Source organism: Acidobacteriota bacterium (assembly GCA_009838525.1).
Lineage (GTDB): Bacteria > Acidobacteriota > Vicinamibacteria > Vicinamibacterales > UBA8438 > VXRJ01.
The window spans coordinates 186,288-203,448 of sequence record VXRJ01000011.1; the positions used below are offsets into that span (position 1 = coordinate 186,288).

17 protein-coding genes are annotated in these 17,161 nt (G+C 69.3%); 6 read left to right on the forward strand and 11 right to left on the reverse strand.

Going from position 1 to position 17,161, the window contains the following annotated elements; all coding sequences use genetic code 11:
- The first annotated feature begins 76 nt into the window (after window positions 1-76).
- Window positions 77-1,012 carry a porphobilinogen synthase gene (gene hemB / locus F4Y45_03695; GenBank protein ID MXY23611.1) on the forward strand — a complete coding sequence of 312 codons (936 nt, stop codon included), beginning with the start codon at window positions 77-79 and terminating at the stop codon, window positions 1,010-1,012.
- Window positions 1,013-1,047: 35 nt separating this feature from the next.
- Here hemB and F4Y45_03700 read toward each other — a convergent pair whose 3' ends face one another.
- Together F4Y45_03700 and F4Y45_03705 are read right to left on the reverse strand one after the other, a co-directional pair.
- Complete coding sequence (locus tag F4Y45_03700; protein MXY23612.1) at window positions 1,048-1,482, reverse strand: cytochrome c; 435 nt, start codon at window positions 1,480-1,482, stop codon at window positions 1,048-1,050.
- Window positions 1,483-1,516: 34 nt separating this feature from the next.
- Window positions 1,517-2,632: a class I SAM-dependent methyltransferase gene (locus F4Y45_03705; protein MXY23613.1), complete on the reverse strand. Its 1,116-nt coding sequence runs from the start codon at window positions 2,630-2,632 to the stop codon at window positions 1,517-1,519.
- Window positions 2,633-2,676: 44 nt separating this feature from the next.
- On the opposite strand from F4Y45_03705, the gene hemL reads away from it, so the two are divergent.
- The 3 genes from hemL to F4Y45_03720 all read left to right on the forward strand — a co-directional run bounded on the left by hemL (window position 2,677) and on the right by F4Y45_03720 (window position 6,256).
- The gene (gene hemL / locus F4Y45_03710; GenBank protein MXY23614.1) at window positions 2,677-3,969 is read left to right on the forward strand and encodes a glutamate-1-semialdehyde-2,1-aminomutase; all 1,293 of its coding nucleotides are present in this window, start codon (window positions 2,677-2,679) and stop codon (window positions 3,967-3,969) included.
- Between the two features lie 137 nt (window positions 3,970-4,106).
- Window positions 4,107-5,351, forward strand: coding sequence for a flavodoxin-dependent (E)-4-hydroxy-3-methylbut-2-enyl-diphosphate synthase (gene ispG / locus F4Y45_03715; protein MXY23615.1), 1,245 nt, complete (start codon window positions 4,107-4,109; stop codon window positions 5,349-5,351).
- The gene (locus F4Y45_03720; GenBank protein MXY23616.1) at window positions 5,348-6,256 is read left to right on the forward strand and encodes an HAD-IIB family hydrolase; all 909 of its coding nucleotides are present in this window, start codon (window positions 5,348-5,350) and stop codon (window positions 6,254-6,256) included. Before ispG ends, F4Y45_03720 begins: the two co-directional genes overlap by 4 nt.
- 52 nt (window positions 6,257-6,308) lie before the next feature.
- Here the strand turns inward: F4Y45_03720 and rseP are convergent, their stop codons facing one another.
- The 6 genes from rseP to F4Y45_03750 all read right to left on the reverse strand — a co-directional run bounded on the left by rseP (window position 6,309) and on the right by F4Y45_03750 (window position 12,053).
- On the reverse strand, window positions 6,309-7,628 hold the full coding sequence (gene rseP, locus F4Y45_03725) for an RIP metalloprotease RseP (protein MXY23617.1): 1,320 nt from the start codon (window positions 7,626-7,628) through the stop codon (window positions 6,309-6,311).
- Window positions 7,629-7,670: 42 nt separating this feature from the next.
- Window positions 7,671-8,864, reverse strand: a complete 1,194-nt coding sequence (locus tag F4Y45_03730) for a 1-deoxy-D-xylulose-5-phosphate reductoisomerase (GenBank protein MXY23618.1) — start codon at window positions 8,862-8,864, stop codon at window positions 7,671-7,673.
- On the reverse strand, window positions 8,839-9,621 hold the full coding sequence (locus tag F4Y45_03735) for a hypothetical protein (protein MXY23619.1): 783 nt from the start codon (window positions 9,619-9,621) through the stop codon (window positions 8,839-8,841). The genes F4Y45_03730 and F4Y45_03735 overlap by 26 nt, the downstream gene beginning before the upstream one ends.
- Before the next feature lie 9 nt (window positions 9,622-9,630).
- Window positions 9,631-10,419, reverse strand: a complete 789-nt coding sequence (locus tag F4Y45_03740) for an isoprenyl transferase (GenBank protein MXY23620.1) — start codon at window positions 10,417-10,419, stop codon at window positions 9,631-9,633.
- 73 nt (window positions 10,420-10,492) lie between these two features.
- Window positions 10,493-11,260: a tRNA pseudouridine(38-40) synthase TruA gene (gene truA, locus F4Y45_03745; GenBank protein ID MXY23621.1), complete on the reverse strand. Its 768-nt coding sequence runs from the start codon at window positions 11,258-11,260 to the stop codon at window positions 10,493-10,495.
- A gap of 31 nt (window positions 11,261-11,291) precedes the next feature.
- Window positions 11,292-12,053 carry a glycosyltransferase family 2 protein gene (locus tag F4Y45_03750; GenBank protein MXY23622.1) on the reverse strand — a complete coding sequence of 254 codons (762 nt, stop codon included), beginning with the start codon at window positions 12,051-12,053 and terminating at the stop codon, window positions 11,292-11,294.
- Window positions 12,054-12,081: 28 nt separating this feature from the next.
- On the opposite strand from F4Y45_03750, the gene F4Y45_03755 reads away from it, so the two are divergent.
- Both F4Y45_03755 and F4Y45_03760 read left to right on the forward strand, forming a co-directional pair.
- Window positions 12,082-12,654: an orotate phosphoribosyltransferase gene (locus F4Y45_03755; protein ID MXY23623.1), complete on the forward strand. Its 573-nt coding sequence runs from the start codon at window positions 12,082-12,084 to the stop codon at window positions 12,652-12,654.
- Window positions 12,654-13,841: a glycosyltransferase gene (locus F4Y45_03760; GenBank protein ID MXY23624.1), complete on the forward strand. Its 1,188-nt coding sequence runs from the start codon at window positions 12,654-12,656 to the stop codon at window positions 13,839-13,841. The genes F4Y45_03755 and F4Y45_03760 overlap by 1 nt, the downstream gene beginning before the upstream one ends.
- Here the strand turns inward: F4Y45_03760 and F4Y45_03765 are convergent.
- Genes F4Y45_03765 through F4Y45_03775 form a run of 3 tightly spaced genes read right to left on the reverse strand, consistent with a single transcriptional unit; the run spans window position 13,741 to window position 17,005 of the window.
- Entirely contained in the window at window positions 13,741-14,850 is a 1,110-nt protein-coding gene (locus F4Y45_03765; protein MXY23625.1) for a TIGR02757 family protein, read from the reverse strand. The two genes, F4Y45_03760 and F4Y45_03765, sit on opposite strands and share 101 nt — an antisense overlap.
- A complete protein-coding gene (locus F4Y45_03770; protein ID MXY23626.1) occupies window positions 14,709-16,052 on the reverse strand; it encodes a dihydroorotase in 1,344 nt (447 codons plus the stop codon). The genes F4Y45_03765 and F4Y45_03770 overlap by 142 nt, the downstream gene beginning before the upstream one ends.
- A gap of 2 nt (window positions 16,053-16,054) precedes the next feature.
- A complete protein-coding gene (locus F4Y45_03775; protein MXY23627.1) occupies window positions 16,055-17,005 on the reverse strand; it encodes an aspartate carbamoyltransferase catalytic subunit in 951 nt (316 codons plus the stop codon).
- Window positions 17,006-17,161 lie beyond the last annotated feature (156 nt).

Sequence of the window (17,161 nt, forward strand, 5' to 3'; positions counted from 1 at the left end):
CGTGGCGGATACCGTCCGGGTGGCGGCGACGCTCGACCTTGCCCGCCGGCCGCGCCGGCTGCGGCGGTCGGCAGCAATGCGCGACCTCGTGCGGGAGACGCGCCTCTCACCGGCCAACCTGATCTACCCGCTCTTCGTCTGCGAGGGCGAAGGGGTCCGGCGCGAGGTCCCTTCGATGCCGGGCGTCCATCAGCTTTCCGTCGACGAGGCGGTGGCGGAAGCCGCCGCCGCGACCGCGGAGGGCATTCGCGGCGTCCTACTGTTCGGGCTTCCAGCCGCCAAGGATCTCGCAGGCACGGCCGCGGATGACGACGCGGCGCCGGTGCAGGCGGCGGTCCGGGCCATCAAGCAAGCCACACCCGGCCTGCTCGTGACCACCGACGTCTGCCTCTGCGAGTACACGTCGCACGGCCACTGCGGGATCCTGGAAGGTGAGACCATCCTCAACGACGCCACCGTCGAACGTCTCGCCAGCGTCGCCGTCTCGCACGCCCGCGCCGGCGCCGACATCGTCGCACCCTCCGACATGATGGACGGCCGGGTGGGTGCGATCCGCGAGGCCCTCGACGATCCCGAACACGACGGCCGCTATGCCGACGTGGCGATCATGTCCTACGCCGCCAAGTACTGCTCGGCCTTCTACGGCCCGTTCCGGGACGCCGCCGATTCGGCGCCGGCGTTCGGCGACCGCCGGACCCACCAGATGGACCCGGCGAACGCCGCCGAGGCACTCCGGGAAGTGGAACTGGACATCGAAGAGGGCGCCGACATCGTGATGGTGAAGCCGGCGGTCCACTATCTCGACGTCATTGCGCGCGTGAAGGCGACGTTCAACGTGCCGCTCGCCGCCTACCACGTCAGCGGCGAGTACGCGATGCTCAAGGCGGCGGCGCGAAACGGCTGGATCGACGAGCCGCGGGCGATGATGGAGACGCTGACCGCCATCCGGCGCGCCGGCGCGGACATCGTGATCACCTACTACGCGCGCGAAGCCGCGCGAAGTCTGGCCTGACGCCGCTTACCGGCCGATTCCGGCCCCGGCGCCGTTCAGTCGATGATGATGGGATCGCCTTCGTTGTCGAGGTCGATCGCCAGCGCGTCGGATCCCGCCGGGTACTCGTTGACTTCCAGGATGAACGCGATGATGTCGTTCAGCTCGTCCGAGGTCAGCCGTCCGGGCGCGTCCTGCGGCATGGTGGCGTTGGTGAAGTCGGCGAACTCGAAGAGCGTTTCGCCGCTCCAGCCGCCGACGAAGTCAGGGCCGACCAGCCCCGGCGCCATCTCGCCCCCCATCAGGTTGGAAGCGTGGCACGCCGAGCAGTGCTCCCGATACGACTCGCGTCCGCTCGACGCCTGCGCCGCCGTATAGACTCCGTCGCTGATCGTCCGTTCCTGGGCGCCAGCCGGCGTCAATCCCAGTGCCGCCGCCAGGAGAACCGCCAAACTCAGCGCGAATGCGAACTGACCCATCGAACGTGTCATAGCCCTATAGCCCTCGCTGCCTCATTACAAACCCCTATTTTGCCACAGCTGGCTCCGGAAGCGCCTTTTCCAGGAGCAGCTCGAAGTCCTGACCGATGTCGAACGGGGGCGGCAGGGCGTCGAACCACTTGAGGGCCCGGCGGTACCGCCAGTAGGGCCGCCAGCCGCGGACGGCGCGGTGACGGCGGGCGATCTCGGCATCGACACGCGCGGCCGTCTCCTCGTCGGCATGCGCGTCCGGCTCGGCATCGGAGACCGCCTCGCGCGACGCCCCGGATGCGCCGGACGCCGCGTCCGCCGCCAGCGACGCACGCGAGGCAAGCGGCGCGCGGCTGCGCCACCCGGGAACGACGCCCAGGGCCCGAAGCCCGCGGCGGAGACCGATAGCCCGGATTCGGAGGAGGCGAAAGCCGGTTTCCTCCAGCATCCGAATCAACTGCGGGCGTGTGAAGAACGACAGGTGGCCTTGTCCCAGAAGCGGCAATTCGTCCTGTCCCGCGGCGGTGGCGGCGCGCTGAAGCAATCGGACGTCCGCCTCGCCGTTGGGCGTAATCAGCCGCAGCCGGCCGCCGGGGCGCAGAATGCGCAACGTCTCCTGCAAGTGGCGGCGCGGGTGCGTCACATGCTCCAGCAGGTCCTTCTGAACGACGTAGTCGAACGACGCCGGGGCGAACGCGGCGTCCTCCAGCGTGCCATGGTGCACCGTCGCGCCGAAACGGTCGCGTGCATACCAGGCGCCGAAACGGGATACCTCTACTCCTTCGACCCGCCAGTCGCTGCAGCGCGCGAGGGCCGCGAGGAGAAAGCCGAGCGCGCTCCCCACCTCGAGCAGGCGTCCCCCGTCGGGGCGGAGAGCCCGCAGCTCCCGCGCAAGAAAGAAGGCGTCGCGCTCATAGCGCTGGCGCTGGCGCGCGTACTCCGCAAAGCCGTGGGCGGAGGACGTGTCGAAGTAGTCCGCGCCGTATAGCGCGTCGAGCGCGGCGGGAGGGAGGCGGGGCCGGACCTGCCGGAAGCCGCAGCGCCCGCAGGCGTGGATCCAGGCTGGCCCCACCCCCGGAAGGCCCGCTTCGACAAGCGGCGTCATCGATCCAAACGCGCCGCAGATGTCGCACGGATCGTCGTCGCTTCGGGACGCGACGGGACGGTTCATGGGGCGGCATCATATCGGGGACGCCGTGATATGGTTCGCTCCCGATGCCCGCGACCCAATCCGATCGCCTGTTCGAGCAGGCCCGGACCGTCCTCCCCGGTGGCGTCAGCAGTCCGGTCCGCGCGTTCGCGTCGGTCGGCGGGCGGCCACCCTTCATCGAACGCGCCCGCGGCGCGCGTATCACCGATGTCGACGGCAACCGCTACGTCGACTTCGTCATGTCGTGGGGGCCGCTCATTCATGGCCATGCCCCTTCCGACCTGACTCGCGCGCTTCGCGCCGCCACCGCCCGCGGCACGAGCTTCGGCGCGCCGACGGCACTCGAGGTCGAACTGGGGCGGCTGGTCTGCCGCCTCGTGCCGTCGGTAGAACGCGTGCGGTTCGTCAATTCGGGGACGGAGGCGACGATGAGCGCGGTCCGCGTTGCGCGGGCGGCGACCGGTCGCGACCGGATCGTGAAGTTCGCCGGCTGCTACCACGGCCACGCCGACAGCTTCCTGGTCGCGGCCGGCTCCGGCGCGATGACGCTCGGTGTGCCGACCAGCCCGGGGGTGGCGCAGGCCACCGCGGCCGACACGCTGATCGCCCGCTACAACGACATCGGGTCGGTCGAACGTCTCGCCAGGCGGCATCGCGGGAACGTCGCCGCGGTGATCGTCGAGCCGATTGCCGGCAACATGGGCGTCGTGCCGCCTGCGGCCGGCTTCCTCCCGGCGCTCCGTCAGCTGTGCGACGCGGACGGCATCCTCCTCATCTTCGATGAGGTGATCTCCGGCTTCCGCGCGTCGACGGGCGGCGCGCAGGAGGTGTACGGCGTCCTGCCCGACCTCACCTGCCTCGGGAAGATCATCGGCGGCGGCCTGCCGGTCGGCGCCTACGGCGGGCGGGCCGAACTGATGGACCGGGTCGCGCCTGCGGGTCCGGTCTACCAGGCGGGCACCCTCTCCGGGAATCCGCTAGCCATGACCGCCGGCATCTGGGCGCTCGAGAGACTGTCCGCCGATCTCTACCGAAGTCTCGCCCGTCTGGGTGAACGACTGGCGGATGGCCTGCGTGACGCCGCACGCCAAGCGGGCGTGGCGCTGACGGTGAACGTCGCCGGCTCGGTGCTCACCCCCTTCTTTAACCCGGGTCCGGTCACGGATGATGTCTCGGCCACCGCGTCCGACACCGGCGCCTACGCCGCCTTCCATCAGGGCATGCTGGCGCGGGGGGTTTACGGGCCTCCGTCCCAGTTCGAGGGCTGGTTCCTGTCCGCCGCGCACACCCAACGTGACATCGATCGCACCATCCGGCTGGCACATTCAGTTATTAAGAATATCGCCAGAAGTTCTTAATATGAACCAAGGGTAACCGGGCATTATATTAAGCTAGGTGCTGTATTCGTTAATACAAAGCACTCTTGGGCCGATCCGTGCCGTCCCGGGCGCCAGCGCGTATCGTCCAGACGGCGCTATCATGCAGAATTGACGTGATGACCGACGTACGCATGCACAGGACGAGCCCAGTTCCGGTCGGCGGGCTCACCATCGGGGGCGGCGCGCCGGTCGCCGTGCAGTCGATGACGATGACCGACACCGCCGACGCGGCGGCGACGGCACGGCAGTGCATCGAGCTGGCGGAGGCGGGTTCCGAGCTCGTGCGGGTAACCGTCAATCAGGACCCGGCGGCCCGCGCCGTGCCGGAGATCAAGCAGCGGATGCTCGACGCCGGGGTCACGGCCCCGCTCATCGGCGATTTCCACTACAACGGCCACCAGCTTCTGACGCGCCACCCCGACTGCGCCGCAGCGCTCGACAAGTACCGGATCAACCCGGGCAACGTCGGCACCGGCGAACGGCGGGACGAGCGGTTTCAGACGATCTGCGGCGTCGCCGCCACGCACGGCAAGCCGGTCCGGATCGGCGTTAACGGCGGCTCGCTCAATCAGGAACTGGTCATGGAGCGAATGCAGGCGAACACCGACCAGGACCTGGGGATGACGTCGGAAGCGATCATCAACGAGTGCATGGTGATCTCCGCCGTCGAGTCGACCGCTCTGGCGCTGGAAAGCGGCCTGACCGAACACCAGATCATCATCTCGACCAAGGTGTCGCGCCCGCGCGATCTCGTGGCGGTCTATCGGGCCCTTGCCCGGCAGACGACGCAGCCATTGCATCTCGGCCTGACCGAGGCGGGCATGGGGACGAAGGGTCTCGTCTGGTCGGCGTCCGCGATGGGAATCCTGCTCAACGAGGGGATCGGCGACACGATCCGCGTTTCTCTGACGCCGCGGCCCGACGGCGACCGGCGCGAGGAAGTCTACGCGGCATGCGAGCTGCTGCAGGCGCTCGGCCTCCGGTCGTTCGCGCCGAGCATCACCGCCTGCCCCGGCTGCGGGCGCACGACGAGCACGACGTTCCAGGAACTGGCCGAACGCATCGAGGCGTACGTCCGCGACATGATGCCGGTATGGAAGCGGACCTATGACGGCGTCGAAGAGATGACGGTCGCCGTGATGGGCTGCGTGGTCAATGGCCCGGGAGAGTCGAAGGCCGCGAACATCGGAATCAGCCTGCCGGGAACGGGGGAGGCGCCCACCTGCCCCGTCTATATTGACGGCAAGCACGCCACGACGCTGCGCGGTTCGTACGATGAGCTGTCGGAAGCCTTCCGCCAGTTGATAGACGACTACGTCGAAGCGCACTACGCCCGAAAACTGGCGGCTACGGCCCGGTGACCGGCAGCGCGCCAGGCGCGGCGGACCGCGCCGCCGCGGCGACGTCGACCGGAACCGCGATCCGTCTGGTCGCGATAGACATCGACGGCACCCTGCTCGACGGGCGCGGCAACCTGCCTGACCGGAACCGTGACGCCGTCCATCGCGCCGCGCGCGCCGGCATCCACGTGGCGCTCGCGACCGGCCGCGCGTTCCACCATGCCAGTCCGATCGCCCGTGCGCTGTGGGACGAGACGCTGCCGGCGGATGGACTGACCATCCTCGTGAGCAACGGCGCCCTCGTCAAGCAGCTCGACGGCGCGACGATAGCCAGCCGGCTGCTGCCGCGCGAGATCGCGCGCGGCATCATCGCGGCAATGCGTCCGCGGCACCGGGGCGTCGCCGTCATCTTCGACCGGAGCGACGCCCGTCAGTACGTCTGCGACGGCATCGACTGGAGCCACCCGCGGCGCCATTGGTACTACCAGCGAAACCGTGCCTGGATCACGAAGGCGGAGCCGATCGAAGAGGCGCTGACCGAGGATCCGGTGCAGGTCGCCTACACCGGCAGCGTTGCGCAGATGCGCGCCCTCGCTGACGCCGTGCGCACGCTTCCGGAAGCGGACCGCGTCACAATCACGCTGACCGAGTACGCCGCGCACGACTTCTCCCTGCTCGACATCATCACGGCGGGGGCATCCAAGGGCGCCGCCCTCGCCGCGGTGGCCGGCCGCCTGCGGATCGGCCCCGCCAACGTGATGGCGGTAGGCGACAACCTGAACGACCGGGAGATGCTGATGTTCGCCGGCGCCCCGGTGGTGATGGGCAACGCGGTCGCCCCGCTCCTGGCCCTGGGCTGGCCGGTCACCGGCACGCACGACGACTGCGGACTCGCGCAGGCTCTCGACACGCTGCCTGGCGCCTGATCCTGGACGGAAGGCAGCGGGCGGCGAGGCGATGACGCCGTTGCCGAAGCGCTCAGCGCCAGGGCATGAACGCCTCGATCCACTCGATGCGCGTCAGATCGTTGTAGATCACCGTCACCATCAGCATCATCAGGACGACAAAGCCGGCGAGCAGCATTCGTTCCTTGACGCGGATGCTGAAGTCTCGGCGGCTGACCCCCTCCATCGCCATGATGAAGATGTGGCCGCCATCGAGAATGGGGATCGGCAGGAGGTTGAGAATCCCCAGGTTGAGCGAGATCATCGCCATCAGGCTGAACAGCGCCACCCAGCCCACCTGGGCGGCGCCGCCGGAAAGCTGGGCAATCCCGACCGGGCCCACCAGTTGCCGCGGCGACGTCTCGGCCGTCAGTAGACCGGCCAGCGTCTGGAAGATCAGCCCGGACCATTCGTAGTTCCGCTCCAGGCTCATCGAGAATGCCTCGAAGAACCCGGGCTCGACGACCTGCAGCTCGTAGGGAGAGAAACCGACGCCGATCATGGCGCGGTCACCCTGCATTTCCGGGGTCACCCGCACCTGCTCGGTCCGATCGCCGCGCCGGATCGTCAACGCGAGCGGCCTGTCGGCGCTGCTGCTGATCCGGTCGACGAAATCGCCGCCCGCCACGTCCGCGCCGTCGATCGCAACGATGAGGTCCCCCACCTGCAGGCCGGCGCGGTCAGCTGGATCACCGGGCGTGACGCTGATGATCTGCGGGCGCATCTCCGGACCGACGCCGAGGTCGCCCATCTCGAACTCGGTCCGCGCCGCCGGCACGACGTCCAGGGTCCGCTCGCGGCCGAGAGTGTCCCGCACGACGACGGCGATCTCCCGTTCGGCGCGTGGCATCACGGCCACGAACAGGTCATCCCAGGTTTCCACCGCGCGACCGGCTACGCTGACGATCTGCTCGCCGACCCGGATGCCGGCGCGGGCCGCGGGTGAATCGTCGACGACGCGCCCCACCACCGGTGGCTCCTGCTCGTACGCGGGCACCTCCGCGCCCTGGTAGAGCACGCCCCACATCACCAGGACGGCCAGAATCAGGTTCATGGCCGGTCCCGCAATCAGGATCAGGAAGCGTTCCCACTTCGTCTTCGACATGAACTCGTCGTCGCCGCCGGTGCGCGCCTCACCCAGACTCTCGCCCGCCATCTTCACGTAGCCGCCGAGCGGAATGGCGCTGATGCAGTACTCGGTGTCGCCCCGTTTTGCGTTGACGATCTTCGGCCCGAACCCGAGAGAGAAGGTGAGCACGCGTACGCCGAGCCGCCGTGCGACGACAAAGTGCCCCAGTTCGTGGACAAAGACGAGCACGCCGAGTACGAAGAGAAACGCGAGCAAGCTGGTCATGTGCTTGTCTCGATTGTATCGCCCTTCCGATCCATTGATCCTCTAGACGGCGGCAGCCGCGGCGGCGTTCCGAGCCCAGGCGTCGAGGTCGCGGACGTCAGCCAGCGTCGCCGGGGGAGCGCCGGATCGGCCGACGGCGCGGTCGAGCGCGGTTTCGATGACGCGCGGGATTCCGGTGAACGGCAGGCGCCGCGCCAGAAACGCCGCCACCGCCACTTCGTTGGCGGCGTTCAGCACTACCGGCAGAGCCGCCCCGCCGGCGAGGGCCTGGTGCGCGAGGCGAAGGCACGGGAACCGGTCCGGGTCGGGCGGGAGGAACTCCAGCCGCCCCGCCGCCGCCAGATCGAGTGGCGGCAGGGGCGCGTTCCACCGTTCGGGGTACGAAAAGGCGTACTGAATCGGCAAGCGCATGTCGGTGACCCCCAACTGCGCCAGGAACGAGCCGTCCCGAAACTCCACCAGTGAGTGGACGATCGACTGCGGATGGACGACGACGGCCAGCTGATCGGCGGCGGCGCCGAACAGCCAGCGCGCCTCGATCAGCTCCAGCCCCTTGTTCATGAGCGTCGCCGAGTCGACCGTGATCTTCGGCCCCATCGTCCAGGTGGGATGCTGCAGCGCATCCTCCGGCGTGACGTGCTCCAGTTCGGCGGCCGCACGCTTCCGGAACGGGCCGCCCGACGCGGTCAGGATGTAGCGAACGACGTCGTCGCGCGGGCGCCCGTCCACACACTGATGGATCGCGTTGTGCTCGCTGTCTACCGGCAACAGGCTGACGCCGTGCCGCTCGGCGGCGTCGACCATCAACGAGCCCGCCATAACGAGCACTTCCTTGTTGGCGAGGGCAATGGTCTTGCCCGCTTCGATCGCCGCCAGCGTAGCCCCGAGCGCCGCGGTGCCGGACGAAGCGCACAGGACCAGGTCGACGTCCGGGTGCGTTGCGACCGCGGTCAGGCCGTCTTCGCCGAAACCGGCCACAACGCCGTCCGCCAGTGAGCCGGAGGCGCGGAGGCGATCGAGCGCCTCGCGCGTCGCAAGCGAGACGACGCGCGGCCGCACTTCCGCCAACTGGGCGGCGAACCGGTCGACGTTGCCGCCCGCCGCCAGGCCGACGACACGCAACCGATCGGGATGCGACGCGACGACAGCCAGGGCGCTGCGCCCGATCGATCCGGTGGAGCCGAGAATCGCGATTCGCTTCACTGGCGTGTCATCCTGCGCCCATGACCAGGCCATAGTAGACCGGCGCGGCGAACAGCATCGCGTCGATCCGGTCGAGCACGCCACCATGACCCGGGATCAACCCGGAGGCGTCCTTCAGGCCGGATGCCCGCTTCAGGTGCGACTCGAACAGGTCGCCGGCGATACCGACCAGGGCCAGCGTCGCACCGAATGCCACGCGTTGCGCCGGCGGCAGCGCCGGCATCCACCAGGCGCCGACGACGGCGAATGCTCCTGCCCCGGCCACCACGCCGCAGAGCGCGCCCTCCACCGTCTTCTTCGGACTGACCACCGGAGCGAGCGGGCGGCGGCCCATCGTGCGGCCACCGTAGTACTGCGCGGTATCGCTCGCCGCGATCGTCGCCAGCAGCAGCAGCAGGGTCTCCCGCCCCGACTCCAGGAAGACTGCAACGAGCGCTCCGAGCGGCAGCCCGAGATAGAGGAGGGCGAATCCTGCGGCGCCGACCGCCGCCAGCGCGCCGTCGCGGCGCTTTTCGGCGAGTGCCGTCAGCGCGATGACCAGGCCGCCGGTCATGGCGACGAAGGGCAGCGCGCCCGGGGCGAGGCCAACCGACGCCGCCGTCGCAACCGTCGCCGCGCCGCTCGGGACCGCGTTGAAAACCACGCCCGCCGAGCGTGCGAGCCGCGCGTACTCCACGAACGCCAGCAGCAGGAACACGCCCGCCAGCACGACCGTGACGGCGGAAGGCAGGAACCAGATGACGCCGACAATGATCGACACCAGCGCGGCGGCGCTGAGAAGTCGCGTCACGGTGGCGGGCTACTGGCCGACCGCGGCCAGTTCTTCCGTGATGCCGCCGTAGCGGCGGTTGCGCCTCTGGTAGTCGACAAGCGCTTCGAGAAAGTGGCGCGCCCGGAAGTCGGGCCAGTACGTGTCGGTCACCCAGATCTCGGTGTAGGCGATCTGCCAGAGGAGGAAGTTGCTGACGCGCATTTCGCCGCTCGTGCGGATGAGCAGGTCCGGATCGGGCTGTCCCGCCGTGTAAAGCAAACCGGCGAAGCGCGTCTCGTCCAGTTCCTCCGGATCGATGCCCGCGTGGATCGCGCGCCGCGCCGCGCTGACGATCTCCGCCCTTCCGCCGTAGTTGAGCGCGATGTTGAAAACCAGTCCCGTATTCCCGCCGGTCTCGTCCTGCGCCGCATCCAACTCGTCGCAGACATCGGAGGGGAGCTCCGCCCGGCTGCCAATCAATCGAAACCGGATGTTGTTGTTCATCAACGTGGCGAGTTCCAACCGCAGGTATCGCTTCAGGAGCCCCATCAGCGCCGTCACTTCCGCGGGCGGACGCTTCCAGTTCTCTACCGAAAAGGCATAGAGCGTCAGCGCACGGAGACCAAGCCGCGCGGAGAGCTCGACCGTCTCCCGCACCGCTTCGATTCCCGCGAGGTGTCCCTCCACGCGCGGGAGGCTGCGCTGCGCCGCCCACCGGCCGTTGCCGTCCATGATTACCGCGACGTGCGCCGGTAATCGTTCGAAATCGATCAACTCCGCCTGGTGAGCTTCCACGGACCCTTCCCGGGTCCAGGCAAGAACGTCGTCACGACCCATCGTGCCGGTAATGATAATCAAATCTCCACAGGAGACCGGGCCGGGACGCACCCGCGGCTCGATGTAGCGGGGTTCACCGCGGCCTCCCATAGTCGACCGAGACCAGGAACAGCCCGTGAGGCGGCGCGGTGGGACCCGCCCGCGCCCGGTCGCGGGACGCAAGAACGCCGGCCATGTTACCGGCCTCGCGGCGTCCGGACCCGACGTCCACAAGCGTGCCGACCATGATCCGCACCATGTGGCGGAGGAATCCGTCACCCGTTATCGTGATCGTCAGTCCGGGCGTGTCGAGGAACGATGTCGGTGCTTGCGGTTCGATGATCACGGAGTGGACCGTCCGGACGGTCGACCCCGCGCCGGCGTCCGCCGCCTGGAACGCCGCGAAGTCCCGTTCGCCGGTGAGCGACTCCGCCGCGATACGCATCGGGTCGAGGCCGAGCGGATCGGTGACTCGCCAGGCATAGCGGCTCAGGAAGGGATCGGCGACCCGCCCCGTCTCGATCTGGTAGCGGTACGTCTTCTGCTTCGCGCCGAACCGGGCATGGAACCGGTCGGCCGCCTCCTCCGCGCGGCGCAAGCGGATGGCAGCGGGAAGCTTGGCGTTGAGAGCCCGGACCAGCGCGTCGGTATCGATACGATGCGCCAGCCGCACGCTCGCCACCTGTCCCAGCGCGTGGACGCCGGCGTCGGTGCGTCCGGCGCCGTTCACCGTCACCGGCCGCCCCTCGATTTCGGCCAGGGCACGTTCGAGCTCGCCCTGAATCGACCGCCCGTCGTCCTGCCGTTGCCAACCTACGTAGTCCGTCCCGTCGTACGACAGCGTCAGCTTGAGCGTCCGCATCCGGTCGACCTGGCAGCCCCCGTCAAGCCCGCTACGTTCGATCCGCCCAGCGCTGCTGCAGTTCCCAGAGCTTCGCAAACTTCAGAAAGACGTAGTAGCTGTTCAGCATCGAGACGAGCAGGCCGGTCGCGCCGTCCCGGACACCGGCGCGGAGGAGGTAGTTGCGGATGAACGCGGCGGGCGCCTGCAGCGCAAGGTCGGAAACAACGGCGCGGCGCCCGTCCTTGCGCATCTGTTGCGCCGCGAGGGTCGTGTACCGGTCGATCGTCCGCAGGTGATGGGCGATGTCGCGGTACGGATGATGTTCCAGCTCACTCCGCAGGCGGCCCGCCGGGCTATCCAGCGCCACCGACTCGTGGACCAGAACGTCCCTCCAGCGCGCGTGGCGGCGATCGTAGAGGCGCAGCTGCGGATCCGGGTACCAGTCGGTGCTCCGGATCCAGCGGCCCAGGTAGCGGGTGACGCGCGGTATGCGGTAACCATGCAGCTGCGGAGGGGCGGCGAGCATGGCGCGGATCTCCTCCGCGAGGGCCGGTGTGACCCGTTCGTCGGCATCGAGCGACAGGATCCAGTCGTTCGCCGCAAGCGTCGTCGCGTGGTTCTTCTGTGCGGCGTAGCCTTCCCACGGATGCGTCTCGACGCGGGCGCCCGCCTCGCGGGCCATGCGGACGGTCTCGTCGGTGCTGCCGGAATCGACGACGACGCGCTCGTCCGCCCAGGCGACCGACGCGAGCGCATCCCGGATGTTGGCCGCCTCGTCCCGGGTGATGATGACGACCGACAGGGAGGGCATCGGCGCGCGTCAGTATACTTGCCGTCCGATGCAGCCGAGCGAGGTGCTCCAACGGTTTCGGGACGCCGGGGCGCTGCTCGAGGGGCACTTCGAGCTCACCTCCGGCCTTCACAGCCCCGGCTATCTGCAGTGCGCGCTGGTCCTGCAACACCCGGCGCAGGCGGCGGCGCTCGGCGCCGCAATTGCCGGGCAAGTGTGCGATCTTGCCCCCTCCGTCGTACTGTCGCCGGCCCTCGGAGGCGTCGTCATCGGCCAGGAGGTGGCGCGCGCGCTGGGCGTCCGCGCCATCTTCGCCGAGCGGCAGGGGCGGGCACTGACCCTCCGGCGCGGTTTCATGCTCGGCGGCGGCGAGCGTGTGCTGGTCGTGGAGGACGTCGTCACGACAGGGGGTTCGACGCGGGAGACGATCGACGTCGCCCGCGCGGCGGGGGCCGATGTCGTGGGCGCCGCCGCCATCATCGACCGTAGCGGCGCCAACGCCAGCTTCGACGTGCCCTTCCGTGCTCTGGCCACGGTTGCCTACCCCACCCTGAAGCCGTCTGACTGTCCCCAGTGCGCCGCGGGCAACCCTGCCGTCAAACCGGGCTCGCGTCCCCGTTGATGGTATCGCTCCATCTCGACACCGGCCGGACCTGGCGCGGCGGCCAGCAACAGGTATTGCTGACGGTGCTGGGCCTGCGCCGCCTCGGCCAGCGGGCGTTGCTGGCGGCGCATCCCGAGGGGGAGCTCATGAAGCGCGCGGGGGCCGCCGGGGTGGACGACGTGTTTCCTGTCGCCCCCCGGACGGAGATGGATCTCGGCACCGGGTGGAAGCTTGCGGGGTTGCTGCGCGAGACGCAGCCGGACGTGATCCATGCGCATGACGCCCACGCTGTCGCGGCGGCGGCGCTTGCGATGTCGATCGCCCGCGGCCGGGCATCGGCGGTGCGCGAGCGCGAGGCCGCGACAGGAAGCATTCGCATGCGCGGGCTGACCGCGCTGCTGGCGTCGCGGCGGGTCGACTTCCCGATTCGGCGAAACGCTTTTTCGCGGTGGAAGTACCAGCAGGTGGATCGGTTCATCTGCGCGTCGCGGGCAATCCAGGCGATCCTCATGCGCGGCGGCGTGCACGGCGACCGGACCGTCGTCGTGTACGAGGGCGTAGACGTGGAGCGCATCGCCGCCGCTCCGCCCCTCGACGTCCGCCGCGCGTTCCAGTTGCCGGCCGGATGCCCGGTCGTCGGGAACGTGGGAGCCCTGGTGCCGCACAAGGGACAACACGACCTCGTGGACGCGGCGGCGGTCGTGGTGCGCGACGTGCCGGACGTCCGCGTCCTGATTGTCGGCGAAGGCGAACTGCGCGGCGAGCTCGAGCGGCGGATCCGGCGCCACCACCTGGAAGCGCACGTCATCCTGACCGGATTCCGCGACAACATTCCCTCCCTGCTGCGCGGGCTCGACCTGTTCGTCATGAGCTCGGTGACGGAAGGGCTTGGAACGTCGGTGCTCGATGCGATGTCCGCGGGGCTGCCGGTTGTCGGGACGCGCGCGGGCGGGATTCCCGAGAGCATCGTCGACGAAGAAACCGGCCTGCTCGTACCGGTGCGCGATCCTGCGGCCCTCGCACGGGCGATGACGCGGATGCTGCTCGACGGCGGCGCACGGCGTGCGTTCGGCGAAGCGGGGCAGCGGCGCGCGAGAGAGAAGTTCACCGCCGACCGGATGGTGAACGAAACCGCTGCAGCCTACGCCGCCGCGGCCGGCACCAGCCGTTCAGCGGACAGTCCGCGCTCCCGCGCGGTTCCCTGAAGCCGCAGCGGTCGAGCATGCCGATGTGGCAGAGCGCGAAGTCGTACTTCACCGGGTCGTCAGGATCGAGGCGACGGAGCGACGCCGTAATCTCGCGCGCCATCGGAAGCCCCGGGCTCCGGTAGCGGGTCAGACCCAGGCACTGTCCCACCCGGATGACGTGGACGTCGAGCGGAACGATCAACTGCGCCGGCCGGACACCGCTCCAGGCGCCCACGTCGAGCCGGTCACGCCGCACCATCCACCGGAGATAGAGATTGAAGCGCTTGCACGCGCTCCCCTTCGACGGGCGCGGAAAGAAATAGCCGACGCCGCGCCGGGGCGCGGCGTCGCCGGGGGAAAGCGCGCCGACGCTGTGGCCTCCCGTGCGCGCGCCGTAGACATCGTCGAGGCCGTCGGTCGCCAGCGCGCGCTCCGAGAAGCGATCGATGGCGCCGGCAACGTCCTCCGCGTTCGGGTCATGCCCCTCCAGAAAGCACGATTCGATCGAGCCGTGCGTCTCGATCATCCGCCGGAGGATCCAGAGAAGCGCGACCAGGTCGGTTCCACGCGCCCAGCGGTGCGTGATGGCTCCCACCGTTTCGGCGTCACGCCAGGGATCGAACCGTCGCACGAAGCGGCCGGGCGACCGCCCCATCGCCCCGAGCAACGCGTCGACCGACCGCAGCACGCTCGATACGCGACCGAACGCGAGCGCGGCGGCGCAATAGCCGGCCACCTCGAGGTCGCGCGAGGTGTGATAGCGGCGGACCCGGTGGATTGGGTCAGCGATGTCGGCGCGGCCGTCGAACTGCCGGTAGAGGCGGTCAAGCGCAGGCCGCGCCTCCGGCGGAAGGCCGCGCAGCGGGGACCGGCCCCGCCCGCGGGTCACTGCTCGGGCCAGGCGATGGCGGCGGCGCCCGGTGCGGCGTCGTTCGAGTAGACCACCCGTCCGCCCACGACGGCGGCGGCGACGGCTCCCCGCAACCGCCAGCCGTCGAACGGTGTGTTGCGCGCCTTGGAGCGGAATCTGTCGGCCGAGACTTCGATCTCCGTGTCCGGCGCCAGGATCGTGATGTCGGCGGGCGACCCCGTCGCCAGACTGCCACCCGGAATCCCCAGGATGCGCGCCGGATTGCAGGTATAGAGCTCCACCATCCGCCCGAGCGGGACGACGCCGCGGTGCACCAGCCGGTCGAGCGAGAGCGACACCGCGGTTTCAAGACCGATGATGCCGAACGGCGCGTGCTCGAACTCGCGCGCCTTCTCGTCGGCATGGTGCGGCGCATGATCGGTGGCGATCGCGTCGATGGTCCCGTCGGCGAGGCCGGCCAGCATCGCGTCGCGATCGCTGGCGGCGCGGAGCGGCGGGTTCATCTTGTAGTTGGTGTCGTAGCGAAGATCTTCGTCAGTGAGGATGAAGTGGTGCGGGGTGACCTCGCACGTCACGGGGACGTCGCGGTCCTTTCCGTCGCGGATCGCCCGGAGCGACGCCGCGGCGCTCATGTGGGCGACGTGATACGGGCCGCCGGTCAGGCCGCTCAGGCTGACGTCCCTCGCCACCATGATCGATTCCGTTTCCGCCGGCTGACCTCGCAACCCGAGTTGGGCCGCGCGGAATCCCTCGTGCACGCTGCAGCCGTCGGCCAGCGACGGATCCTCGCAGTGGTTGATGACCGGCAGGCCGACCATCGCGGCGTACTCCAGGGCGCGGCGCATCATCAGGGCGCTCGAGACGGGATGTCCGTCATCGCTGATGCCGACACAGCCGGCGTCCCTCAGGGCGGCCACCTCGGTCATCTGTTCGCCGGCGGAGCCGACCGACACGGCGCCAATCGGATAGACGCGAGCCAGGCGCGCTTCGGTCGCCTTGCGGAGGATCTCCTCCGTAACGCCGGCGTGGTCGTTCACCGGATCCGTGTTCGGCATGCACGCGACCGCGGTGAAGCCTCCCGCCACGGCGGCGGCCGCGCCGGTCGCCACGGTTTCCTTGTGCGTCTGCCCCGGCTCGCGGAGATGGACATGCATGTCGATGAAACCGGGACAGACGACGAGGCCGGCCGGCACCTCCACGACGGTAGCGCCCTCGACCGGAAGCAGATCGGCCCCGACCGCGGCGACGACGCCGTCTGCAATCAGGATGTCGGCCCTGCCGTTGATCGCCTGGGAAGGATCGACGACGTGTCCGCCTCGCAGAAGGAGCGCCCCGTCGCCATCCGGGCGGCCGGGCACCGTCACGACTCTCCTCCGCCGATTGCTCCACCCGCCAGCAGGTAGAGCACTGCCATTCGGACGGCGACGCCGTTCGCCACCTGATCGAGGATGACCGAGAAGGGTCCGTCCGCCACGTCGGAGGCTATTTCGACTCCCCGGTTCATCGGTCCGGGGTGCATCACGATGACGTCCGGCCTGGCCCGCGCTAGCCGTGCCGCGGTCATGCCGAACAGGGCGAAGTACTCCCGCAACGACGGAAAGAAATGCCCGCGCATTCGCTCGAGCTGGACGCGCAGCAGCATCACCACATCGGCGTCCTCCACCGCCTCGTCGACGGACGTCGTGGCATGGACGCCAAACCGGGCGGCGGCGGGCAACATCAACGAGCGCGGCCCGCAGACCGTCACCTCGGCGCCGAGCGCGGTGAGCGCGAGGACATTCGACCGAAGCACGCGGCTGTGCAGCAGGTCGCCGACGATAGCCACCCTCAGTCCGTCAATGTGTCCCTTCCGCTCGCGGATGGTAAACGCGTCGAGCAGCGCCTGGGTCGGATGTTCGTGCATTCCGTCACCCGCGTTGACGACGCGCGCATCGCACGTCTCGGCCAGCAACTGGCACGCTCCCGATGCGCCGTGGCGGACCACGATCATCGCCGGGTCCATCGCCTGCAGGTTGCGCGCCGTATCCGCCAGCGTTTCCCCCTTGAGCAGGCTGGAGGATCCGCCGGCGATGCCCACCGAATCCGCGCTCAACCGTTTCTCCGCGATTTCGAACGACATGCGGGTACGCGTGCTCGGCTCGAGAAACAGATTGACAACGGTGACGCCACGCAGCGCCGGCACCTTCTTGATGCGGCGCGTGCCCACTTCCTTCATCGCCTCGGCGGAATCGAGAATCAGCCGCAGCTCGTCACGGGTCAGGTCGGCGATGCTCAACAGGTGCTTCGACTGGAGTCGGCCGGCGGATCCGATCGGGGCGCCCGGCACCTGCTCCGTCGGCGACGTGAGATCGAGGAGGCCACCCCCGCCCGACCCCCCCCCCCCCCACGAACGCGGAGCGCAAGCATTAAAGAAAGAAACTGAAACCCGCCCCACCGAGATCTAGTGGGATAAAAGGGTGTCAGAGAG

Coding starts and splice junctions, on each gene's coding strand:
- rseP (MXY23617.1), bottom strand. CDS start 7,628: ATGACCAGCTTGCTCGCGTTTCTCTTCGTACTCGGCGTGCTCGTCTTT.
- F4Y45_03705 (MXY23613.1), bottom strand. CDS start 2,632: ATGAACCGTCCCGTCGCGTCCCGAAGCGACGACGATCCGTGCGACATC.
- F4Y45_03730 (MXY23618.1), bottom strand. CDS start 8,864: ATGGCCTGGTCATGGGCGCAGGATGACACGCCAGTGAAGCGAATCGCG.
- ispG (MXY23615.1), top strand. CDS start 4,107: ATGACCGACGTACGCATGCACAGGACGAGCCCAGTTCCGGTCGGCGGG.
- F4Y45_03740 (MXY23620.1), bottom strand. CDS start 10,419: ATGGGTCGTGACGACGTTCTTGCCTGGACCCGGGAAGGGTCCGTGGAA.
- F4Y45_03700 (MXY23612.1), bottom strand. CDS start 1,482: ATGACACGTTCGATGGGTCAGTTCGCATTCGCGCTGAGTTTGGCGGTT.
- F4Y45_03755 (MXY23623.1), top strand. CDS start 12,082: ATGCAGCCGAGCGAGGTGCTCCAACGGTTTCGGGACGCCGGGGCGCTG.
- F4Y45_03760 (MXY23624.1), top strand. CDS start 12,654: ATGGTATCGCTCCATCTCGACACCGGCCGGACCTGGCGCGGCGGCCAG.
- hemL (MXY23614.1), top strand. CDS start 2,677: ATGCCCGCGACCCAATCCGATCGCCTGTTCGAGCAGGCCCGGACCGTC.
- hemB (MXY23611.1), top strand. CDS start 77: ATGCGCGACCTCGTGCGGGAGACGCGCCTCTCACCGGCCAACCTGATC.
- truA (MXY23621.1), bottom strand. CDS start 11,260: ATGCGGACGCTCAAGCTGACGCTGTCGTACGACGGGACGGACTACGTA.
- F4Y45_03750 (MXY23622.1), bottom strand. CDS start 12,053: ATGCCCTCCCTGTCGGTCGTCATCATCACCCGGGACGAGGCGGCCAAC.